Here is a 20,545-nt window from a genome sequence, read left to right as displayed (position 1 = left end):
CTTATTGTTTTAGAGTGTTAATGCGTTCTTCAATATTAGGATGGGTGCTAGCCCAGTCTGGAATATCAAAATCATGCTCAGCTTGGAGCAATTGATACAAGTCTACGATTGAGTCAGTGCTTTGATACCAATCCTTCAGATGTATTGCGGCGAATTGGTCAGCTTCGCGTTCATGATCCCGTGAGTAGGTTAAGCTAGTGCCTAATACCGTTACACTGACCAACATGTCTGATATGCCGCTAGCATCACCGACAACTAATGCCGCAGCAACGGATAATATAGAAGATTGGATTAAGTTAGTGAGAATATGACGATGTTGCACATGTCCAAGCTCATGCAGAATAACCGCTTCAACTTGTAGGTCATCAGTGGCTAACTTGATCATCGCATCGGTTAAAATGACATGCCCATCAGCGAGTGCAAAAGCATTGGCGCCATCTTTACTACTATAAATGAGTAACCTAGGTTCTTGAGTGAATACAATGTCTTGTTGTTGCAGCTTAGCTAAAGTGAGCTTAAACAGTTGCTGTAATTCTTTTTGTCGTTGTTTGGTTAGTTCGCTTTCAGTAAATCCCATCGGTTCTATTAAAGCGAAAGTTTGTTCGCCAACTTCTTGAACGATAGCATCAGGCAATACATTAGCGATGGCCTTAGATGCTGCGGGAACGCCATAAACGATGCTGGTATACAGCACCGCTAATGACACTATGGTGGCGATAAAAATTAAACCGAGATTTTTTTCTAGCTGGGCGATTAAGCTTTTTTTCGTATGAATAGCTAACCACTTATTTAGCAGTGTAGGTTCAGCTGATACAAAAACATGCCCGCTAGCAAAGGTGATATTACGTGCTAAATTGCCAATAGCATCAGTGACAGAGGTTTGATCAAGTTGAAATTGACCACTGTGGATTTCTGAAGCTAATGTCAGCATGCCATTTTGACCCAGCACTAATGTTGCTGGGTATTTGGTGGCTTGTTTAGGGGCAAGAATATGCCCACTTACTTGTTCTATCACAATTAAATTCCGGTTTATATTAAGCTGTGATTAAACAATACCAATATTAATATCAAAGGCGTCAGCGACTTCATCTGCAATCGCAGCGCTGCTTTGTTGATTATGATCTTGCGCACTGAACTGAGCTAAATCACCTTCAATAGCGGTAACGTCTGCTAAATATTTAGCCATACGTACATCAGCCCACGCGACACCCATACCAAAAGTAAATACCACAATTAAAAAATTGGTGACCACTAAAAATAAGAAGCTTGATGTTTTCATTGTTGATGCCAATTGTAGATTATCGTTAAGTTTGGTTTGGTTGAAAACGTAGTTTCGAACCCGCACCTGTACATAAGCTGCAATTAACATTGATAAAATAAACATGCCGAAATAACCAGCGAATAGCATTCCCATCAGTGCGACATTGTTTTGCAAGGCTGCTTCAGAAGCGCCACTTTGAATGAGCTCCACAATTGAGCCCATAAATCCAAGTCCGAATGCAACTAATGAAAAAACGAATGAGGCTGCAAAAAACAACCCTAAAGCAGTCAGTGCGATTTTTACGTACTCGCGTATTTCAATATTTGCAGCAAATGCTTTGTCACCATAACGATAACCATTCACTAAATATTGAGCTACGCTGGCGCTAACCCAAGCATAGCTGTAAATCGCGGCCACAAAGAAAGATACGACACCAGCAGTAATGGCAACGCCTAGTACGATAGGGTCATCAGTTATGAATCTTGCTACAAAACCAAATCCAAAGGCGCATGCAAATACCACAATATAGGCAAGTAACGGCTTTAATAATAAGTTGATATAAGCACCGCTGTAAGAACCGGTAAAGTCAAAACGCACATTACGAAAGCGAGTCATACGAGCATCAAAACGGGCATTTCTAACTGCAAGAAATGGGATGGCCAACATCAGTATTACTGCTAGTCCTATAGAAACTAGAGGCATAATACTGCTGAGTATTGACCAAGTAATAAGTAGAACAACCGCGATAATACGACCGATTAAAATTTGCATGGGTTTGGCTAAATATTCAAATCTATCGCCGCCAAGTTCAGTGTTACCGTAAAAATAGTTATTCGTGCGAACTTTAGCCCAGGCAGAATAAATACCGAATGTGACTATAGTGAGTAACACGTTGACGATCCAAATCCCGAAGAATTCTCCGCCTATGCCGTGAAACTTAAATGAGGTTGAAGCTTTAGTTGAAGATGTAGTTGAAAATTTAGGGGTACTACCTTGTACTGATGAGTCTAATTGGCTCATGTTAATTTCCTTCCGTTGGAATAAGAGCCATATTAGAAAGGGAAATTATTAATAAATCAATATATTTATGCAACTAAAGTGTTATTTCTGTTTCGTTTGCATCTTGCAAGGGCTATTAGTGTTCAAGGGGGTAATTTTATCGATTGAATTGCTTTTGTTATTTTTAAAACTACACCTAAATAACTTCAAGAAAAGCTTTTAAAATAGGCTCTTGAGTGCGTTTTTCTTTGCAGCAACAACCTAATTGGAATGGGGCTATTTTTTGTGGCGACTCAAGCCGCTGTAAGCGTTCTCGCACTGGGCTATTTTCGACTACCACATCAGGACTAATACTGACGCCACAGCCCAAGGCCACCATCGAGGTTATTGCCTCTTGCCCCGAGACTTGCGCATAAATATTGGGCTTGAAGCCCATGGCTTTAAACCAATTATCAGCGCGGCGTCTGCCAGGCCCATGGTCGGGGACAATAAAAGGCAGCTGCGCCCAGTCTATGGGTTGTTGCTTAATCATGCTTTGGGCTTGGCATTTTATGGTGGGCGCATATAGATGCAGCGGCACTTGGCCGATTTCTTCAAAATGTAGGCTTGCAGGCAATGAGTCTGGCAAGGCGATAATGGCAACATCGGCGCGATTATGTTGGATCTCTGCTACTGCATTGGCCGCATCCCCCGTGTTCAAGGTAATTTCCACATGAGGGTGCTCACGTCTAAAGCGGTCAAGCAATGCAGGTAGGTGACTGTATGCGGCAGTGACTGAGCAATATAAGTTGATACGACCGTGAAGTAAGGGCTGCTCGGGGTCAATGCGGCTTTTCAAACTTAACCACTCAGCTAAGGTGTGTTCGGCAAATTGCTTAAATTCATTGCCCGCATGGGTAATGCTGACACTGCGATTGTCCCGCTCAAACAATTTACAACCCACTTCTTCTTCAAGGCGCTGCAATGCGCGGCTTAATGTTGACGGGCTCACATGGGTTTGCTGGGCTGTTTTGCCAAAATGCAGGCTGTCGCATAAGTGTAAATACAGTTTTAATGCACGAATATCCATGTTGTAGCCTTAATAAAATCAGTGTCTTGAAATCAATTTGTTCAGATATGCGGGATATATCAATAACGTTGCAAAAAGTGAAACATAGTGTGCCGAATATATCATTTTGAGCAATCATGAGCTTACGCTATAGTGATCTCAATCACAACTTCTGGATAGTTTGGCTGCCAGAATGGAGTGTCTCAAATTTCTGAATTAAAGGTGGTATCTCAGATGGCTAACTATTTTAACTCTCTGAATTTACGTCAACAATTAGCTCAATTAGCACAATGCCGCTTTATGGATCGTACTGAGTTTAGCGACGGTTGTAGTTTTATTAAAGATTGGAATATCGTGATCTTAGGTTGTGGGGCACAAGGCCTAAACCAAGGTCTGAATATGCGTGACTCAGGCTTGAATATCTCTTTTGCATTACGTCCGCAAGCGATTGCTGAGAAACGTGCATCATGGAAGCAAGCAACTGATAACGGTTTTAAAGTAGGCACTTTCGAAGAGCTTGTTCCTGCTGCAGATTTAGTGCTTAACCTAACACCTGATAAACAGCATTCAAATGTTGTTAATGCAGTAATGCCATTGATGAAAGAAGGTGCCACATTATCTTACTCTCACGGTTTTAATATCGTTGAAGAAGGTATGCAGATTCGTTCTGATATCACTGTTGTTATGGTTGCGCCTAAGTGTCCAGGTACTGAAGTACGTGAAGAATACAAACGCGGTTTTGGTGTCCCAACACTGATTGCGGTTCACCCTGAAAATGACCCGAAAGGTGATGGCCTTGCCATTGCTAAAGCTTATGCAAGTGCAACTGGTGGCGACCGAGCGGGTGTTTTATTGTCATCATTCATTGCAGAAGTTAAGTCTGACTTAATGGGCGAGCAAACAATTCTTTGTGGCATGTTGCAAACTGGCGCCATTCTTGGTTATGAAAAAATGGTCGCTGACGGTGTTGAGCCAGGTTATGCAAGTAAGTTAATTCAGCAAGGATGGGAAACTGTCACTGAAGCACTTAAGCATGGCGGCATCACTAACATGATGGATCGTTTATCAAACCCTGCCAAAGTGAAGGCGTTTGAAGTTGCTGAAGAGTTGAAAGAAATTCTTCAACCATTATTTGAAAAGCACATGGATGACATTATTAGTGGTGAGTTCTCTCGCACTATGATGGCAGATTGGGCCAATGACGATGCAAACTTACTTCGTTGGAGAGCAGAAACCAACGAAACAGCATTCGAAAATTCACCAGTATCAGATGAACACATCGATGAGCAAACGTATTTTGACCAAGGTATCTTCTTAGTTGCCATGATCAAAGCCGGTGTAGAGCTAGCGTTCGATACCATGGTTGCAGCAGGTATTATTGAAGAGTCAGCTTATTACGAATCACTACATGAAACGCCATTGATTGCTAACACCATTGCACGCAAACGTTTATATGAAATGAACGTAGTTATTTCAGATACTGCTGAATACGGTTGTTACTTGTTTAACCATGCAGCGGTGCCGCTATTACGTGACTACGTAAAAGCAATGTCACCAGAGTTATTAGGTGCTGGTTTAGCTGCGGGTTCAAATAGCGTTGATAACAAGCGCTTAATTGAAGTGAATGAAGCGATTCGTCATACCAATGTTGAGTTTATCGGTGCAGAATTACGCGGTTACATGACTGATATGAAAGGTATTGTTGAAGCTAACTAATTTTTGTTGATTGTGTTGTGAAGTACCTGTTCAGCTAGGTTTTCGGGCAGGCATCAAACTTTTGTAAAGTTAAAACTTGCATAAAGTAGAAACAATCAATCAAAAGCTTAGGGTGGTTATCACGGATTTGTGTTGACCATCATAGTTTTAGATTTTGTTGTTGTTTGCATTGTCTCGGCAGGGAAGCTGAATTTTTTTTGACAACACAATTTTATGTTGTGTTTATAAATCGCTTTATGGTACTCATATAAAGGATGAATTATAAACAGTCTGGCAAAGTGCGAGACCTTATAGCAACATTAACAAATATTTTTTAAGACATTTTTAGGATTCAGTCATTTATGTTTAACCAAGCTGCCCAGCTCATTATTGTGATTATTACCGTCGTGATTATTAAATCACCGCGGGGGTGGAGTTTGGCAAAAAGACTGAGTTAGAAAGTCAACATTTGCAAAAACCCCCGCTCCGAAAGGAACGGGGGTTTTTTAGTTTTAGGGCTGCAAATACTGGGCACATTAACAATACAGAGCGTGAGAGATGCATATGGAATCAGGGCAAAAAATGAGAGGCGCGGACGCAGTCATTAAAGTATTGGCCGCACATGGTGCAACCACAGTATTTGGTTACCCAGGTGGCGCTATTATGCCAATTTATGATGCTCTGTATGGTAGCCCTGTTACCCACCTGCTGAGTCGCCATGAGCAAGGCGCTGCATTTGCCGCTGTGGGTTATGCTAGAGCCAGCGGTAAAACGGGAGTCTGTTTTGCCACATCAGGCCCAGGTGCGACTAATTTAATCACCTCGCTTGCTGATGCATTACTGGATTCTGTGCCTTTGGTGGCGATTACAGGCCAAGTGTCAACGGCAGTGATTGGCACTGACGCTTTTCAAGAAATTGATGTTCTTGGTATGTCATTATCGTGCACCAAACACAGCTTTATGGTGACGGATATCAATGAGCTTATCCCGACGCTTTATAAAGCCTTTGAAATTGCCGCATCTGGCAGACCCGGCCCTGTGTTAGTTGATATTCCCAAAGATATCCAAATAGCTGAGCTTGAATACAAAACTCCAATACTCAGCTTTACTGAAGAACCCGCAGCTGAGCTAAGCGCGATAGATGCTGCTAAAGCTTTAATACAACAAGCTAAAAAGCCTATTTTGTATGTTGGCGGCGGGGTAGGTATGGCGGGAGCAGTTGATCATTTACGTCAATTTATCAATGAAACGGGTATGCCTTCAGTGGCGACCTTAAAAGGTCTTGGCAGTATTGAACATGGCTGCAAAGGTTACTTAGGTATGCTCGGTATGCATGGTGGTAAAGCGGCAAACTTAGCCGTGCAAGCCTGTGATTTATTGATTGTCGTTGGCGCAAGATTTGATGATCGGGTCACCGGGCGATTAGCCACCTTTGCTCAAGATGCCAAAGTGCTGCACCTTGATATCGATATCGCAGAAATCAATAAGCTCCGCCAAGCTGATGTATCAATTTCAGCAGATTTAAGACAGGTGTTACCCGCGTTATCAATGCCGCTTTCATTAGCGCCATGGCAGCAAGAAATTGAAGATTTATATCAGCAACACCAATGGGATTATCAACATCCGGGTGAATTGATTTATGCCCCAGCAATGTTACGCCGTCTAGCAAACAAATTACCAGAAGACAGTGTTGTCAGCTGCGATGTGGGCCAACACCAAATGTGGGTGGCACAGCATATGTGGTTTCGCCGCCCTGAAGATCATTTATCCAGTGCAGGTCTTGGCACTATGGGCTTTGGTTTACCCGCGGCTATTGGCGCGCAAGTGGCGCGTCCAAATGCCACAGTGGTGACGGTATCTGGTGATGGTTCATTTATGATGAACGTTCAAGAGCTCACCACAATTAAGCGCCGCAAATTGCCGGTAAAAATATTACTGATTGATAATCAAAAATTGGGCATGGTTAAGCAGTGGCAACAACTGTTTTTTGAACAACGTTATAGCGAAACCGATTTATCAGATAACCCAGACTTTGTGTTAATGGCGTCGGCTTTTGATATTCCTGGCAGAACTATTCATCACGCCGATCAAGTCGAAGCCGCACTCGATGAAATGTTAAATACCCCAGGACCTTTCATGCTACACGTAGCCATTGATGATGCGTTTAACGTGTGGCCATTGGTTCCGCCAGGGGCATGTAATAGCGACATGATGGATCAAATGGAGAAGCAAACATGATGCATTCAGTTGAATTAACCTTACACAACCAACCGGAAGTAATGGAGCGAGTGCTGAGAGTGACTCGTCATCGGGGCTTTAGCATTATCAATATGAATATGCAGCTCAACGAGGCAGGTAGCGTCACACTGCATTTTGATGTCAAAAGTGAGCGAGTGATTGAATTGCTTACCCATCAATTAAATAAACTCATTGATGTCATCGATTGCCAAGCAGTGACTGTGCCTGCCGCTATCGATGTTAATACACCAATATTCGCAGCAGCTAGTCAAAAGACGACCGCGCAAGCATAAACAATTTCATCGATATAGATTAAGGGACAGACTATGGCAGCGACACAATCAGAACTTATATGGTTTAACGGTGAAATTATGCCTTGGCAAGATGCTAAGGTACACGTGATGACACATGCAATGCATTATGGCTCTTCAGTATTTGAAGGTATTCGCATTTATGATACTCATCTAGGCCCAGCAGGGTTTAGGCTAACCGACCACGTGCAGCGTTTATTTGATTCCGCCAAAATTTATCGAATGAATGTGCCTTTTAGCTTTGAGCAAGTCATGCAAGCTTGCAGTGATTCTGTGCTAAAAAATAACTTACCCAGCGCTTATATTCGTCCATTAATATTTATGGGTGATGTAGGGATGGGGATCACCCCGCCAATTGACGCACAATGTGATATGGTCGTAGCGGCTTTTTCGTGGGGCGCCTACCTTGGCGAAGAGAGCATGGATGCCGGCGTTGATGTCGCAGTGACATCATGGCAGCGCCTAGCACCTAATACCATACCGACAGGGGCAAAGGCCGGCGGTAATTATTTATCATCACAGCTAATTTCTACAGAAGCAAAGCGTAACGGTTTTGATGAAGGTATCGCATTAGATACTAACGGTTTAGTTAGTGAAGGCGCTGGGGCCAATTTGTTTATTGTCAAAAATGGCAAAATATATACCCCGCCTGCAACCGCAGCCATCTTAAAAGGCATTACCCGTGACACGATTATGGTGTTAGCCAAAGAGCTTGGATACGAAGTGATTGAAGAAGCCATGGCGCGGGAATTTTTATATGTTGCTGACGAAATTTTCATGACCGGCACCGCCGCAGAAATAGTGCCAGTAAGAAGCGTTGACCGTATTGAGGTTGGCGCAGGCAAACGTGGCCCAGTGACACAACAAATACAACAAAGTTTCTTTGGTTTATTTAACGGAGAGACAGAAGATAAGTGGGGCTGGCTAGAGCCGCTAACTCAATAGCCTTGAGCTTAATAAGCAGCCTTGAGCTAAATCGAGAGTTATGAGCTAAATAAACAGCTTCAATCCATTTAAAATAATTATAAATTAAACGACTATTACAATTTGAATCAGTTTACTTTCAATGGTTACCGCATCATGTAAATGACTCAAATAAAATGGTTAAAGCAGTATTACAAGGAAAGGATAAGACAATGCCTAAACTACGCTCAGCAACTAGTACCGAAGGTCGTAACATGGCTGGCGCACGCGCCCTTTGGCGTGCAACAGGTGTAAAAGAAACTGACTTTGGTAAGCCAATTATTGCCATCTCGAACTCGTTTACTCAGTTCGTACCAGGCCATGTGCATTTAAAAGATATGGGCCAATTGGTTGCTGGCGCAATTGAAGAAGCAGGTGGTATTGCCAAAGAATTTAACACCATCGCCGTCGATGATGGTATCGCCATGGGTCATGGCGGCATGCTTTATAGCTTGCCATCTCGTGAGCTGATTGCTGACAGCGTTGAATACATGGTTAATGCACATTGTGCAGACGCGCTAGTGTGTATTTCTAACTGCGATAAAATTACTCCTGGCATGTTGATGGCAGCGCTAAGGCTCAATATCCCAGTGATATTTGTTTCTGGCGGGCCAATGGAAGCGGGTAAAACCAAGCTTTCAGATAAAATTATCAAACTTGATTTAGTCGATGCCATGGTTGCTGGCGCTGATACCAATGTCAGTGATGAAGACAGTAAGCAGATTGAACGTAGTGCATGCCCAACATGTGGTTCTTGTTCAGGTATGTTCACTGCCAACTCTATGAACTGTTTAACAGAAGCTTTAGGTTTATCACTACCTGGTAATGGCTCGTTATTAGCGACTCACGCTGCGCGTCGTAACTTATTTTTAGAAGCTGGCACACGCATCATGGATATCGCTACCCGTTATTATCGTGATGACGATGCCAGTGTTCTGCCGCGTAATGTTGCTTCTTTTAAAGCCTTTGAAAATGCCATGGCGCTAGATATTGCCATGGGCGGTTCATCAAATACCGTATTACATCTTATTGCTGCAGCACAAGAAGGTGAAGTGGACTTCACTATGGCTGATATCGATAGAATGTCGCGTCTGGTGCCGCACCTTTGTAAAGTCGCGCCTTCAACGCCAAAGTACCATATGGAAGATGTTCATCGTGCTGGTGGGGTGATGGGTATTCTAGGTGAGCTAGATAGAGCAGGCTTACTGCATACCGACGTTCCCCATGTGGCAGCGGATAATGGCGGCAATTTAAAGTCAGTATTGGCTAAATATGATATTGCCCAAACCCAAGATGCCGCTGTACGACGCTTTTATAGTGCAGGCCCAGCAGGTATTCCAACACAAACAGCCTTCAGCCAAGATTGTTATTGGGACAGTGTCGATGATGATCGTAAAGAAGGTTGTATTCGTACCCGTGAAAATGCCTTTAGCCAAGAAGGCGGCTTAGCGGTACTTTCAGGCAATGTGGCTGAAAATGGCTGTATTGTAAAAACGGCCGGTGTGGATGAAGAAAACCTGACCTTTGTGGGTACAGCGCGCATTTATGAAAGCCAAGATGATGCCGTAGCAGGTATTTTAGGTGGTGAAGTGGTTGCTGGTGAAGTGGTAGTTATTCGCTACGAAGGCCCTAAAGGCGGCCCTGGTATGCAAGAAATGCTTTATCCAACCACTTACCTTAAATCTCGCGGTTTAGGTAAGGCATGTGCATTGATTACTGATGGTCGTTTCTCTGGTGGTACCTCAGGATTATCAATCGGTCATATTTCACCAGAAGCTGCTGCTGGTGGCACCATTGCACTGGTTGAAAATGGCGATACCATTGAAATCGATATTCCTTCACGTTCAATCAAATTAGCCGTTGCAGATAGTGAACTTGAGCGTCGCCGCGCTGCTATGGAAGCAAAGGGGCCACTTGCATGGAAGCCTGTATCTCGTGAGCGTTACGTATCTTTGGCACTTAAAGCTTATGCATTATTAGCCACCAGTGCCGATAAAGGTGCTGTGCGCGATCGCAGTAAATTAGAAGGTTAATCCATGCAATCCTTGGCATCAGCAACGCAACTGGAGTTAACGCCCATGCCCTTAGCTCAGCAATATTTACAGAAGATCCTATTGTCGTCTGTGTATGACGTCGCCAAAGTAACGCCGCTATCGAGCATGAAAAAGCTATCGGCACGCTTTGGCTGTGACGTGTATTTAAAACGTGAAGACATGCAGCCAGTGCATTCTTTTAAGTTGCGTGGTGCCTATAATCGTATTGCGCAGCTAACCCCTGAGCAAGCTGCTGCAGGTGTGGTATGCGCCTCTGCAGGTAATCACGCCCAAGGGGTGGCAATGTCGGCGGCAAGCGTTGGCATTAGTGCGGTGATTGTTATGCCGACGACAACCCCTGAAATTAAAATCGATGCGGTAAAGCGCTTAGGTGGCAATGTGCTGCTCCACGGGCAGGCATTTGATCAAGCCAATGATTACGCCAAAGCCTTATCTGAAAAAGAAGGCCGAGTGTATATTGCCCCTTTTGATGATGAAGCGGTGATCGCAGGTCAAGGCACCATAGCTCAAGAAATGCTGCAACAGCAGCGTGATATTGATGTGGTGTTTGTACCTGTAGGCGGCGGTGGCTTAATTGCTGGTATTGCGGCTTATTATAAAGCTGTTATGCCACAGGTTAAAATTATTGGCGTAGAGCCTGAAGATGCAGCTTGTTTAAAAGCAGCATTAGCTGCGGGCGAGCCAGTAACACTAAGCCAAGTGGGTTTATTTGCTGATGGCGTCGCGGTTAAGCGTATTGGTGAAGAGCCATTTAGAGTCGCCAAAGACTATGTTGACCATGTCATTACCGTTACCTCAGACGAAATCTGCGCCGCAGTAAAAGACATTTTTGAAGACACCCGCGCCATTGCTGAACCTGCTGGGGCGTTATCAACCGCGGGGATGAAAAAGTATCTACAGCATGTGGCCAATGATGCAGATAAGCCGTTAAAAGTGGCTTCGATTTTGTCTGGTGCTAATGTCAATTTTCATAGCTTGCGTTATGTATCTGAGCGCTGCGAGCTAGGCGAGCAAAAAGAAGCTATTTTAGCGGTTAAAGTCCCTGAGCGTCCGGGGATATTTTTACGCTTTTGTGAGCTGTTAGAGAAACGTGCCATGACTGAGTTTAATTATCGTTTCTCCAGCCGTGATAAAGCGGTGGTGTTTGCAGGTATTCGCCTGTCAAATGGCCAAGCTGAGCTTGATGATATTATCGCAAATCTAGAAAGCGATGGCTTTGAAGTACAAGATTTATCCCATGACGAAACCGCTAAGCTGCATGTGCGTTATATGGTCGGCGGTCACCCGCCTGAGCCACTTGATGAACGCTTATTCAGCTTTGAGTTTCCAGAGCATCCAGGGGCGTTATTTAAGTTTTTAACTACCCTGCAAAGCCAATGGAATATCAGTCTATTCCATTATCGTAACCACGGCGCCGCTTACGGTCGTGTGTTAGCAGGTTTTGAAGTGCCCGCCAGTGACGGCGAAGCGTTTCAGCAATTTTTAACTGAGCTTGGTTTTGTTTATCAAGAAGAAACCCAAAGTCCAGCCTATCAGCTGTTTTTAGATTCTAACCGTTAATAGGATATTAAACAGGCACCTTGATGGTGCCTGTTTAACCTTAAAGGCCAGCATAGATTCTAACTATCTACTTAGCCGTTATTCACTGGCGCAGATCTTAATGTCCTGTAAATATGTTGCCATCGCCATAATTTCAGTGTCGCTATAAGTTTCCATCACATTTTGCATTGGAATATATAAACCATTAATCCGTCTTTGGTATTTATAGTCACGCAATTGTGAATCCAAATAAGCTGCAGATTGGCCGGCAACTTTTGGGATCAGTGGCATTTTCGGTATTTGTCCATTTGCGCCATGGCAATTGACGCAGCCACCGCGGCCATAATCATGAAATAATTTCTCTCCGCTGATGCTATCTGCATCAGTAGCTTGGCTCGCGAGACTCATAACGCTAAATACTACGCCAGCGAGTAAACGATTAACCATGGTTTGCCTCCACGCTCGGTAAGTATTGAATAATTTCTTCAGCCATACGACTGCCATTCATGCCATAGCCAAAAACATCAATAAGTTGTTGGTCTGGACCATATAAATAGAAATAAGAAGAGTGAAAAACTTCATAGCGCTTAGGTAATGGCTCACTGGCGGGAAGTCCATCAATCTGATAGCCGTAGCTAGCACCAATATTGCTGGCGATCGCAGCGGTTTGCTGGCTATTACCCACTAACGCTTCTATGGCGTCATCAAAAAAGCCCACATATTGATTTAGTTTTTGATGGGTGTCTCTGTTGGGGTCGATAGAGATAAAGACTGGGGTCACTTGCTTGGCGTTGTCACCGAGTTTTTGCAAGATACTCTTGAGGGTAAGTAAAGTGGTTGGACATATGTCCGGACAAGTTGTGTAACCTACAGTCAGAAGTAAATATTTATCCGGATAAGACTGTGCTGTGACAGGATCGCCATGTTTATTGAGCATATTAAACTCAAGCGTCTCTGCAGCAACAGTTGCACTGTAAAAAACAAAACTTAACAAGCAAAAAATTATACGCATATTGGCCTCTTATAATTAACTAATGGCAGATGGTGTTCGTTAGGCCCATAACAATATGATTGGGCTGGATGAGCTGTGTCTTGATGTCGGTTTTACCGCTGAGTTTACGTAAATCAACGACCTTAATGTCGCTTGAGTTGTCATGGGAGGAAAACATCGATTTACTGTCTGATACCACCACCATGTCGCGAGTGTGTCCCTCAGTAGGTAGTAGGGTAATTTTATTATCTCCTTTTAGATTAAAAATATGTAAGCCCTTACGAGATTCAACAGCAGCGACTTGCTCTAACCAGCCGGTGCGAATTTTGTTTGCTTTAGCGCCAATATTGAGCTCTTTGATAGTATTTCTTGAATAGGAATCAATGATTTTTATGTTGCCATTATTGGCGGCTAGTACGATATGTTGGCTATCAGAGGTTACATATGGCCGTGCGACTTCGGCATCAAAATCAAGCCATTTCCAATCTTTATTACTGATAAAGTCCCAAATATGGACTTTATGATCCTTAGGAATCGATACCATACCTAAGCGTGAGTCTGGGGTTAGGGTTATTTCGCTGACGGGATTACCATTACCCATGGTAATAGTTTTCAAACTATCGTGATAAACATTCCAAATATGTGTTGCGCCATTTGTTTCTTGAGTGATCATCAGCCGGTATCCATCTGACGAGAAATTAAGTGAGATTGGACTAGCAAGATTATTAATATGTTTAACCACTTTTTGAGTTAATGGTTCTACCACAGTAACTTGATCTTTACCTGCGACAGCCAACATTGCACCATTTGAGTGAAACTTTAACGACTGGGCTTGAAAGCCTAATGCCATTGACCATGTTTTATTATTGCTTAAGTCCCAAATATACAGGCTTGGGTCATTTTTAATGGCGTATACCAATAGACTTTGTACATCACTGACAACCATATCAACGGGGATCCCCGCGAGTTTCTTGTGTTCCACTAAGGTAAAATTAAAGGTATCAATGATTGCTAATTGCGCTGATTTAGCATCTGTGACAAAGGCCCAGCGGGCTCCGTCGTCGTAGGTCTGTTGGGCTTGTACCGAAGCACAAAAGAGCATAGTTAAAAGGCTTAAAGCCACTTTTAGCTGTCTGAGCATAGTCGTTATCTCTTAGGAAGAAAGCCTTCTGCGAGGATGCAGAAGGCTTGAGTACTATTACAAGTCGCGTACACAGCGGTTCCAGAACAAAGAACCTTTATCTTGGCCAAAACCATCACCAATTTGGTAACCGACACCCCAAGCAAGTGTCCCATGTTCACCACGGATTTTTTGCTCTTCGGTTGCCTGCTCTAATTTTCTTGCCGTTAATGGCCTAAATACCAACATAGGTCCACCAAGATGGGATGTACTTGACCAGAAGTAGTACTTATAGGGCGTATTAGGGAAAAATTCTTCATCAATAGACGGATTAAACTTGTTGTAATTGACGATAGACACCAGCTCTTTCACCTGTGGTAAACGCCAATCTTTTTTACCTGCTAATTCAAGATTTTCACAATATTGGATAGAGTCTTCCCAGTTTCTACGGTTAGCTCCAACCTCTTGCTGCCACTGTAGATTAGTTAGTTTGTCAGTAATTGTTTTATCGTTATTGTCGATAAAGTCATTAGTATGGAAACCGCTATCTTGCTCTGCTCTGACACAACGAACCAATTTGGTTGAGGCGCTATGCTGACCCATGATATGCGAATCATGGAAGCCCACATGCCAGACGTGATCCTTGTGGTCGCTGACAGGCAGTGCCCAAGTACCAGAGGCAAAACGAGGCATATTTAAAAAGGCATTCATATCAATTCCAGGGAGGGTTTCACCGTAATCTGCAATGGAAACGAGCTCTTTCATAAATGGCAAGCGCCAATCGCTTTGTCCTTCGAGCTCTAATGAATCACAATAATTTACCGCTTCAGCGGCGTTCATCCATAAACGGGAGGGTTTACGTTCCCAAGTTAACTGAGTATTGTTGTCTAGAGTCGTTAAGCCAGAATCACTGATGGTGTAACTTAGCGGGTTTTTTATCGTATCGTTATCTTCACCTTTGGTGTCGGTGAAGTCTTGAACTTGGCCGCTATCAGGCAGCTTGAATCCAGGGGTTGCAGGCATCCCTTTACCTGTAGGGAACTCGACTCTGTCGATGTGTTTTACAAACTCGCCACTGGTATAAGCGATCATGTCGCGCCAATCATCTTCAGTATGCAATTTCGCAACGCGCTTCATCATACTGGCTTTGCGATTGGTACGAATACCATCACGATAAGCTTGCATAGTTTCAAATACATAGGTCGGCATCTGGCCACGAATAGTTGGATTTGCCTTTTTAGTGCTTAGCCCTTGCTCGCCATGACACATTTTACAGTTTTTATCGTATTTAACTTTGCCGCGTTTATAAGCCTCGCTAGCCACAACTTCAGGGTTGGGGTTAAAGCTCATTTCTTTATTGGCATAAATAATTGCAATTTCTTCCATTACATCAACTGGATACTTATACACGGTCAATTTCATTTGTGAGGCAATGCCGCCAAACCTTTCAGCATCATAGTCGATCCATTGATCCAAAAAGTATTGTGCGGGTAAGCCTTCTAATTTAGGGCTTAAGGTTTCAACAACGTTTTCGCGGGCTTGGCGATGACACCCCTGGTAGCAAGTCATGCCCAGCTTTTCAGCGCGGGCTATTTGTTCTGGGGTTAAGTCGCTATAGGTGCGAGTGACTTTATAATCCCCATGAGCCATCTCTGCAGAAACACTACCGCAAATGGACAGACTGACAGCTAAAGCTGATAACGAAATCAGATGGTTGAATTTCATAATTAATGTCCTTTATGGTGAGCAGAAGCTTGATTAATGTCAGCCACTGATTTGACTACGGCTTCGCAGCTTATCTCTGGACCGTAGGCAAAAATAAAATTCATCTGATAAGTTTCGCCTACTACTGCAGGCTGATTTAGATCCATTAGCATGATGTGTTCTGCCCCTGGTTTGAGTTGGGTAAGTGGCTTATTCAAGATGACACGAGTGATTTGAAACATGCTCATAGTGCCATTTTTCATTTTAACATCGTGTAATTCAACCTGTTTTGATAAGCCTTTAACTTCAACGCGTTGTAGCATTTCTGCACCTGGATAGCGGTAAGTTTTAGCATCGGCATTTGTGTCATAGTTAATATCGACATAAGCTGCAGTTGATGTAGCTCCAGGAATACTCTCCCGAATGACACAGTTTTCAATATTGACGCTAGCATGACTCATACTTGTAACAAGCAAGGATCCTAAAATCATTAGTTTTTTCATTATTTACCTCAGAAATGGAAGATGAAACCAATGTTGACGTTGTCATCATGGGCATCATTTGGATTGATATCGACAGGTTGCTCTTTGTAGAGTGCCGCTTCGGTATACAAGGTGATATTGTCACTGAAGTGATATTTAATGGTGGCGATAGTTAAGTTTTGATCCGGGTTTTGCGCTTCATCTTCCCAGCTTTTAGTTTGAAAGCTGATACCGAAATCAATGTTATTGTAGTTATATGTTAGTGCAGCTGAGTAAACGCTTTTTGCTTGACTTGGCGAGCTTTCAGTCAGTTCAGCAAGGGCGGCAAGGGTGACATTATCCCACTGGTAATCTGCAGCTATAGTCCAGCGAACACAGTTTTCATCAACACTGCCGAATACTTTTTTATCGATTTGTGCACGGTTGATGATCAGGTTGTAATTTTCACCGTGATATAAGGCGCGGAGGCCGAAAATATCGATATCAGTATCATTGTGTTGATTGGGAGTGATAACGGCGGCCTTGAACCAAAGAGTGCCTAAGTCGCCTGAGATTTTAGGTGTCGAATAGGCAAATGCATTATGACCGTATTTACCTGTTTCAAATAGACTCCCGCCACTTGATAGCTCCATATTGTTGCTGGCATGGATGTCTACTTTTGAATAAAGATCTTTCCACGTTCCAGTAACGCCTTCACCGATATAAATACCACCATAATTTTTATAGGCAATACGCATGCCGGCATCTAACAGCTCAATATCATTAAAAGTGGTGGTATCGGTAAAGTTATCTGAGTATTGCAGCCGAGTGTTATAACTCAGTGTCAGACCATCACTTTTATATAAGCCTTTAAGGCCAAGGTTGGCTTCGGCTATTTGCGCATTTAAGCTTTCATTGCTTTGGTATCGTACCTGAGCTTGGGTGCTACCATAAAGTGTTGGTAACCAGTTTGCATTTTCAGCTGCGACTGTGACCTGTGGTGTAATGCTTAAGGTAGCCATACCAAGCATGATCAATCTCTTATTATTCATATTTTAAATCACTTTTTTTGTTAATTATTATGCTTGAGTGATATGGTATGAATAATAAAAAGTATCCGCTTATTGTTAATTGTATTGCCGCTATGCAAATGTTGAATTAAAAATTTTGAGATATATCTCATTTTGGTGTGTTTATGTTAACTGGGGAGTGCTTTTTATAATTTTTTAACTTTGTGAGGGTTTTTATGGATATAGAGAGTATGAGAATGTTTAAATCAGTGACGCATTATATGAGCATTACTCAAGCAGCACTTATATTGGATATTAGTCAGCCAGCATTAAGCCGACGGATTAAGCAATTAGAAGACGAGCTTTCAGTAAAACTATTACATCGCAGTGGTGGCAAAGTTGAACTGACACCGCAAGGGGTAAGATTCTTACAATCAGCAGATTGCATTTTAGCTGAACATGATTCAGTGAGAGATGAAATATCAAGTGACATAAATGACACTAAAGGCCATATTGTATTGGGATTAACCCATCCTATGGCGCGTTGGCTTAGTGAGAGTTTTATCGAAGATTATAGTAAGCGCCATCCCAATACCTACCTAAGTTTAGTATCAAAAAGCCCGAAAGATATGGTTAAGATGGAAGGCTGTGACCTAATGGTTTCACCTATACTGCCTGAGGATATAGCTTTAATAGCTAAAAAATTGCATAAGTTTAAGCGTTACTTTTGTGCATCTCCCGATTACCTTCGTATTAATGGGCTACCTAAACATCCTGATGATTTAACTAAGCATCAATGTATTGTTAATTCATCGGTAAATAAGAATGAAAAAAGTTGGCACTGGCATTCGAAATGTGGGAATAAAGGGGTGTCTAAAATCCTTCCGGCAATTTCTACCGACTCAATAGATATTGCTGCAACGCTAGCAATTAAAGGAATGGGCGTCGCTTCTCTGCCTGGTACTCAGTTAAATCATTATTTTAAATCAGGAGAGTTAGTAGCGTTATTTGATTGTCAAATTTATCAATGTCAAGATTTATATTTAGTGTATAGAACACGAGAATTTATGCGTGCAAACCTTAAACAACTTATTTTAGAGTTGCAGGAGTTTTATCGAATTCAATATAGTAATTGCACTTTATATAATTAGTGAATTAATTATTATGGATAGGTGGTTTATTAATTTAAAATGAAAATAATCCTCAGTTGGCTGAAATTAAGCAGATAATATATAAATGAATTAAATTAATATTAAGGCTTTACTTATAGTGATTATAGTTGAAATTTTTTAGGCATCGTTATATGTATTTTTTAAATTTATCAGTCTCTATTTCTGATTAGTTAAAGTAGTGAACGTTAATGTAAGTGACTAAAAGTTATCTATGGCATCACCTTTTGCTATGTCGGTATGTTATGGTGCTTTTACTTGTGAGGCTCAATAACCGACTCAGTTCTCATCAGTGACAGCCTAAACGAGAAAATACTTGTGGGTTGTAATTAATACTTCTATGTAGGGTAATTATTTGACCAATAATATTTTAAAATAAAATAGTGAGACCTAGCCAAGGAGACTTTGATGTTATCTGTACCATCTAATGTTGTAACAAAAATTAGTGCCTTTAATCCACCTCGCCGCACCCTTATGGGGCCAGGGCCTTCAGATGTCTATCCTGAAGTGCTTGCTGCGCAAGCAAAACCCACCATTGGTCATTTAGACCCTTTATTCGTCGCCATGATGGATGAGCTAAAAGCGCTGATTCAATATGCATTTCAAACTGAAAATGAAATGACCCTAGCTGTGTCTGCGCCAGGTAGCGCTGGTATGGAAACCTGTTTTGTAAACCTTGTTGAGCCAGGTGAAAAAGTCATCGTCTGTCGTAACGGGGTGTTTGGCGAACGTATGCGCCAGAATGTCGAACGCGTTGGCGCGACTGCGATTGTGGTTGATAACGAATGGGGCGAACCTGTTTCAGTATCCGCAGTTGAAGCAGCGCTGCAAGCCAACCCTGATGCCAAATTCTTAGCCTTTGTCCATGCCGAAACCTCTACTGGCGCAGTATCTGATGCTAAAAGCTTATGCGCATTAGCGCAGCAACATGATTGCTTAAGCATTGTCGATGCGGTGACATCACTGGGCGGCGTTGAATTACGAGTGGATGATTGGGGCATTGATGCCATCTATTCAGGTAGCCAAAAGTGTTTATCATGCGTGCCTGGGATTTCGCCAGTGTCTTTTTCAGCCAAAGCGGTTGAGAAATTAAAGCAACGTAAAACACCTGTTCAAAGTTGGTTCCTCGATCAAAGCTTGGTAATGGGTTATTGGGGTAGTAAAGATAGTGGCGCAAAACGCAGCTATCATCATACCGCGCCTGTAAACGCCCTTTATGCACTGCATGAGTCATTACGTATTTTGGCCAATGAAGGCTTAGAAAACGCATGGCAACGTCATGCTGATATGCATCAGTTACTGCGTGCCGGCCTTGAAAAACTAGGGCTTACTTTTGTTGTTGATGAAGCGTGCCGTTTACCACAACTCAATGCGGTGTTTATCCCTGAAGGTGTTGATGACGCTGCAGTGCGTAAACAGTTGCTGGAAAACTATAACCTAGAAATAGGTGCTGGTCTTGGGGCATTGGCGGGTAAAGCCTGGCGCATTGGTTTGATGGGCTACGGCGCAAGACGCGAAAATGTTGCCTTGTGTTTACGTGCTTTAGAAGAAGCGCTGAACTAAGCAGGCTGATGTAAATGTTATATAAAAATGGCATCCAATTGGATGCCATTTTTATTGCTTTTTAGCCATGGTGATGGCTGAAAATACCAGCGATTTTCTACTCAGCTGAGAACTTTTTCTCTAATTCATCCACTTGGGCTTGCAGTGCTTCAAGCTTTTCACGGGTTTTTAATAACACGTGTTGCTGAACTTCAAACTCTTCGCGAGAGACCACATCTAATTTCATTAATTGGTTTTGTAGAATTTGCTTTGAACGTTCTTCAAATTCACCGGCAAATTGCTTTACGCCACTAGGAAGATTATCACTCAGTTGCTTGGCAACTTCTTCAAGTTTTTTAGGATTAATCATTATCAATTCCATATTAAAATTAGCTGTTTGTTAGCTCGATTGTACCTGAGGCGGAGGCGTTTTCCAAAGC

18 protein-coding genes are annotated in these 20,545 nt (G+C 42.6%); 8 read left to right on the top strand and 10 right to left on the bottom strand.

Annotated features, from left to right (window positions below; translation table 11 throughout):
- Position 1: 1 nt before the first annotated feature.
- The 3 genes from Q4557_RS09315 to ilvY form a co-directional block, all read right to left on the bottom strand.
- The gene (locus Q4557_RS09315) at positions 2-1,015 is read right to left on the bottom strand and encodes a M48 family metallopeptidase (RefSeq protein WP_303412275.1); all 1,014 of its coding nucleotides are present in this window, start codon (positions 1,013-1,015) and stop codon (positions 2-4) included.
- Positions 1,016-1,045: 30 nt separating this feature from the next.
- A complete protein-coding gene (locus tag Q4557_RS09310) occupies positions 1,046-2,281 on the bottom strand; it encodes a YjgN family protein (RefSeq protein ID WP_303412274.1) in 1,236 nt (411 codons plus the stop codon).
- Positions 2,282-2,456: 175 nt separating this feature from the next.
- Positions 2,457-3,329 (bottom strand): HTH-type transcriptional activator IlvY, encoded by an 873-nt coding sequence (ilvY, locus tag Q4557_RS09305; RefSeq protein ID WP_303412271.1) that lies wholly within the window; start codon positions 3,327-3,329, stop codon positions 2,457-2,459.
- 213 nt (positions 3,330-3,542) lie between these two features.
- Here ilvY and ilvC point away from each other — a divergent pair, with 213 nt between their 5' ends.
- From ilvC to ilvA, 6 genes are all read left to right on the top strand, one after another.
- The gene (ilvC, locus tag Q4557_RS09300) at positions 3,543-5,024 is read left to right on the top strand and encodes a ketol-acid reductoisomerase (protein ID WP_303412269.1); all 1,482 of its coding nucleotides are present in this window, start codon (positions 3,543-3,545) and stop codon (positions 5,022-5,024) included.
- Between the two features lie 543 nt (positions 5,025-5,567).
- Entirely contained in the window at positions 5,568-7,241 is a 1,674-nt protein-coding gene (gene ilvG, locus Q4557_RS09295; RefSeq protein ID WP_102519703.1) for an acetolactate synthase 2 catalytic subunit, read from the top strand.
- The gene (ilvM, locus tag Q4557_RS09290) at positions 7,238-7,534 is read left to right on the top strand and encodes an acetolactate synthase 2 small subunit (protein WP_102475779.1); all 297 of its coding nucleotides are present in this window, start codon (positions 7,238-7,240) and stop codon (positions 7,532-7,534) included. The genes ilvG and ilvM overlap by 4 nt, the downstream gene beginning before the upstream one ends.
- A 33-nt stretch (positions 7,535-7,567) precedes the next feature.
- Positions 7,568-8,497: a branched-chain amino acid transaminase gene (locus Q4557_RS09285; protein ID WP_102440068.1), complete on the top strand. Its 930-nt coding sequence runs from the start codon at positions 7,568-7,570 to the stop codon at positions 8,495-8,497.
- 191 nt (positions 8,498-8,688) lie between these two features.
- On the top strand, positions 8,689-10,548 hold the full coding sequence (gene ilvD / locus Q4557_RS09280) for a dihydroxy-acid dehydratase (RefSeq protein ID WP_303412265.1): 1,860 nt from the start codon (positions 8,689-8,691) through the stop codon (positions 10,546-10,548).
- A gap of 3 nt (positions 10,549-10,551) precedes the next feature.
- Positions 10,552-12,129, top strand: a complete 1,578-nt coding sequence (gene ilvA / locus Q4557_RS09275) for a threonine ammonia-lyase, biosynthetic (RefSeq protein WP_303412263.1) — start codon at positions 10,552-10,554, stop codon at positions 12,127-12,129.
- A gap of 78 nt (positions 12,130-12,207) precedes the next feature.
- Here the strand turns inward: ilvA and Q4557_RS09270 are convergent, their stop codons facing one another.
- Genes Q4557_RS09270 through Q4557_RS09245 form a run of 6 tightly spaced genes read right to left on the bottom strand, consistent with a single transcriptional unit; the run spans position 12,208 to position 17,436 of the window.
- The gene (locus Q4557_RS09270) at positions 12,208-12,555 is read right to left on the bottom strand and encodes a c-type cytochrome (protein ID WP_102440065.1); all 348 of its coding nucleotides are present in this window, start codon (positions 12,553-12,555) and stop codon (positions 12,208-12,210) included.
- The gene (locus Q4557_RS09265) at positions 12,548-13,120 is read right to left on the bottom strand and encodes an SCO family protein (protein WP_102440064.1); all 573 of its coding nucleotides are present in this window, start codon (positions 13,118-13,120) and stop codon (positions 12,548-12,550) included. Before Q4557_RS09265 ends, Q4557_RS09270 begins: the two co-directional genes overlap by 8 nt.
- Before the next feature lie 19 nt (positions 13,121-13,139).
- Complete coding sequence (locus Q4557_RS09260; RefSeq protein ID WP_303412260.1) at positions 13,140-14,240, bottom strand: WD40 repeat domain-containing protein; 1,101 nt, start codon at positions 14,238-14,240, stop codon at positions 13,140-13,142.
- A 57-nt stretch (positions 14,241-14,297) separates the two neighbouring features.
- Positions 14,298-15,944 (bottom strand): DUF1566 domain-containing protein, encoded by a 1,647-nt coding sequence (locus Q4557_RS09255; protein ID WP_303412258.1) that lies wholly within the window; start codon positions 15,942-15,944, stop codon positions 14,298-14,300.
- Positions 15,945-15,946: 2 nt separating this feature from the next.
- The gene (locus Q4557_RS09250; RefSeq protein ID WP_303412255.1) at positions 15,947-16,426 is read right to left on the bottom strand and encodes a copper chaperone PCu(A)C; all 480 of its coding nucleotides are present in this window, start codon (positions 16,424-16,426) and stop codon (positions 15,947-15,949) included.
- 8 nt (positions 16,427-16,434) lie between these two features.
- Complete coding sequence (locus tag Q4557_RS09245; protein WP_303412253.1) at positions 16,435-17,436, bottom strand: porin; 1,002 nt, start codon at positions 17,434-17,436, stop codon at positions 16,435-16,437.
- A 209-nt stretch (positions 17,437-17,645) separates the two neighbouring features.
- On the opposite strand from Q4557_RS09245, the gene Q4557_RS09240 reads away from it, so the two are divergent.
- The gene (locus tag Q4557_RS09240; protein ID WP_303412251.1) at positions 17,646-18,545 is read left to right on the top strand and encodes a LysR family transcriptional regulator; all 900 of its coding nucleotides are present in this window, start codon (positions 17,646-17,648) and stop codon (positions 18,543-18,545) included.
- Positions 18,546-18,971: 426 nt separating this feature from the next.
- Positions 18,972-20,126 (top strand): alanine--glyoxylate aminotransferase family protein, encoded by a 1,155-nt coding sequence (locus Q4557_RS09235; RefSeq protein ID WP_303412250.1) that lies wholly within the window; start codon positions 18,972-18,974, stop codon positions 20,124-20,126.
- A 97-nt stretch (positions 20,127-20,223) separates the two neighbouring features.
- Here Q4557_RS09235 and Q4557_RS09230 read toward each other — a convergent pair whose 3' ends face one another.
- A complete protein-coding gene (locus Q4557_RS09230; protein ID WP_076541888.1) occupies positions 20,224-20,475 on the bottom strand; it encodes an accessory factor UbiK family protein in 252 nt (83 codons plus the stop codon).
- Positions 20,476-20,545: the final 70 nt, after the last annotated feature.

Source organism: Shewanella sp. 5_MG-2023, assembly GCF_030547465.1.
Classification (GTDB): domain Bacteria; phylum Pseudomonadota; class Gammaproteobacteria; order Enterobacterales; family Shewanellaceae; genus Shewanella.
This window is presented reverse-complemented; position numbering and strand designations above follow the sequence as displayed.

What these genes read in the sequence shown, in the direction of transcription:
- Q4557_RS09310 (WP_303412274.1), bottom strand. Translation starts at nt 2,281, where the DNA reads ATGAGCCAATTAGACTCATCAGTACAAGGTAGTACCCCTAAATTTTCA.
- ilvY (WP_303412271.1), bottom strand. Translation starts at nt 3,329, where the DNA reads ATGGATATTCGTGCATTAAAACTGTATTTACACTTATGCGACAGCCTG.
- ilvC (WP_303412269.1), top strand. Translation starts at nt 3,543, where the DNA reads ATGGCTAACTATTTTAACTCTCTGAATTTACGTCAACAATTAGCTCAA.
- ilvG (WP_102519703.1), top strand. Translation starts at nt 5,568, where the DNA reads ATGGAATCAGGGCAAAAAATGAGAGGCGCGGACGCAGTCATTAAAGTA.
- ilvM (WP_102475779.1), top strand. Translation starts at nt 7,238, where the DNA reads ATGATGCATTCAGTTGAATTAACCTTACACAACCAACCGGAAGTAATG.
- Q4557_RS09285 (WP_102440068.1), top strand. Translation starts at nt 7,568, where the DNA reads ATGGCAGCGACACAATCAGAACTTATATGGTTTAACGGTGAAATTATG.
- ilvD (WP_303412265.1), top strand. Translation starts at nt 8,689, where the DNA reads ATGCCTAAACTACGCTCAGCAACTAGTACCGAAGGTCGTAACATGGCT.
- ilvA (WP_303412263.1), top strand. Translation starts at nt 10,552, where the DNA reads ATGCAATCCTTGGCATCAGCAACGCAACTGGAGTTAACGCCCATGCCC.
- Q4557_RS09270 (WP_102440065.1), bottom strand. Translation starts at nt 12,555, where the DNA reads ATGGTTAATCGTTTACTCGCTGGCGTAGTATTTAGCGTTATGAGTCTC.
- Q4557_RS09265 (WP_102440064.1), bottom strand. Translation starts at nt 13,120, where the DNA reads ATGCGTATAATTTTTTGCTTGTTAAGTTTTGTTTTTTACAGTGCAACT.
- Q4557_RS09260 (WP_303412260.1), bottom strand. Translation starts at nt 14,240, where the DNA reads ATGCTCAGACAGCTAAAAGTGGCTTTAAGCCTTTTAACTATGCTCTTT.
- Q4557_RS09255 (WP_303412258.1), bottom strand. Translation starts at nt 15,944, where the DNA reads ATGAAATTCAACCATCTGATTTCGTTATCAGCTTTAGCTGTCAGTCTG.
- Q4557_RS09250 (WP_303412255.1), bottom strand. Translation starts at nt 16,426, where the DNA reads ATGAAAAAACTAATGATTTTAGGATCCTTGCTTGTTACAAGTATGAGT.
- Q4557_RS09245 (WP_303412253.1), bottom strand. Translation starts at nt 17,436, where the DNA reads ATGAATAATAAGAGATTGATCATGCTTGGTATGGCTACCTTAAGCATT.
- Q4557_RS09240 (WP_303412251.1), top strand. Translation starts at nt 17,646, where the DNA reads ATGAGAATGTTTAAATCAGTGACGCATTATATGAGCATTACTCAAGCA.
- Q4557_RS09235 (WP_303412250.1), top strand. Translation starts at nt 18,972, where the DNA reads ATGTTATCTGTACCATCTAATGTTGTAACAAAAATTAGTGCCTTTAAT.
- Q4557_RS09230 (WP_076541888.1), bottom strand. Translation starts at nt 20,475, where the DNA reads ATGATTAATCCTAAAAAACTTGAAGAAGTTGCCAAGCAACTGAGTGAT.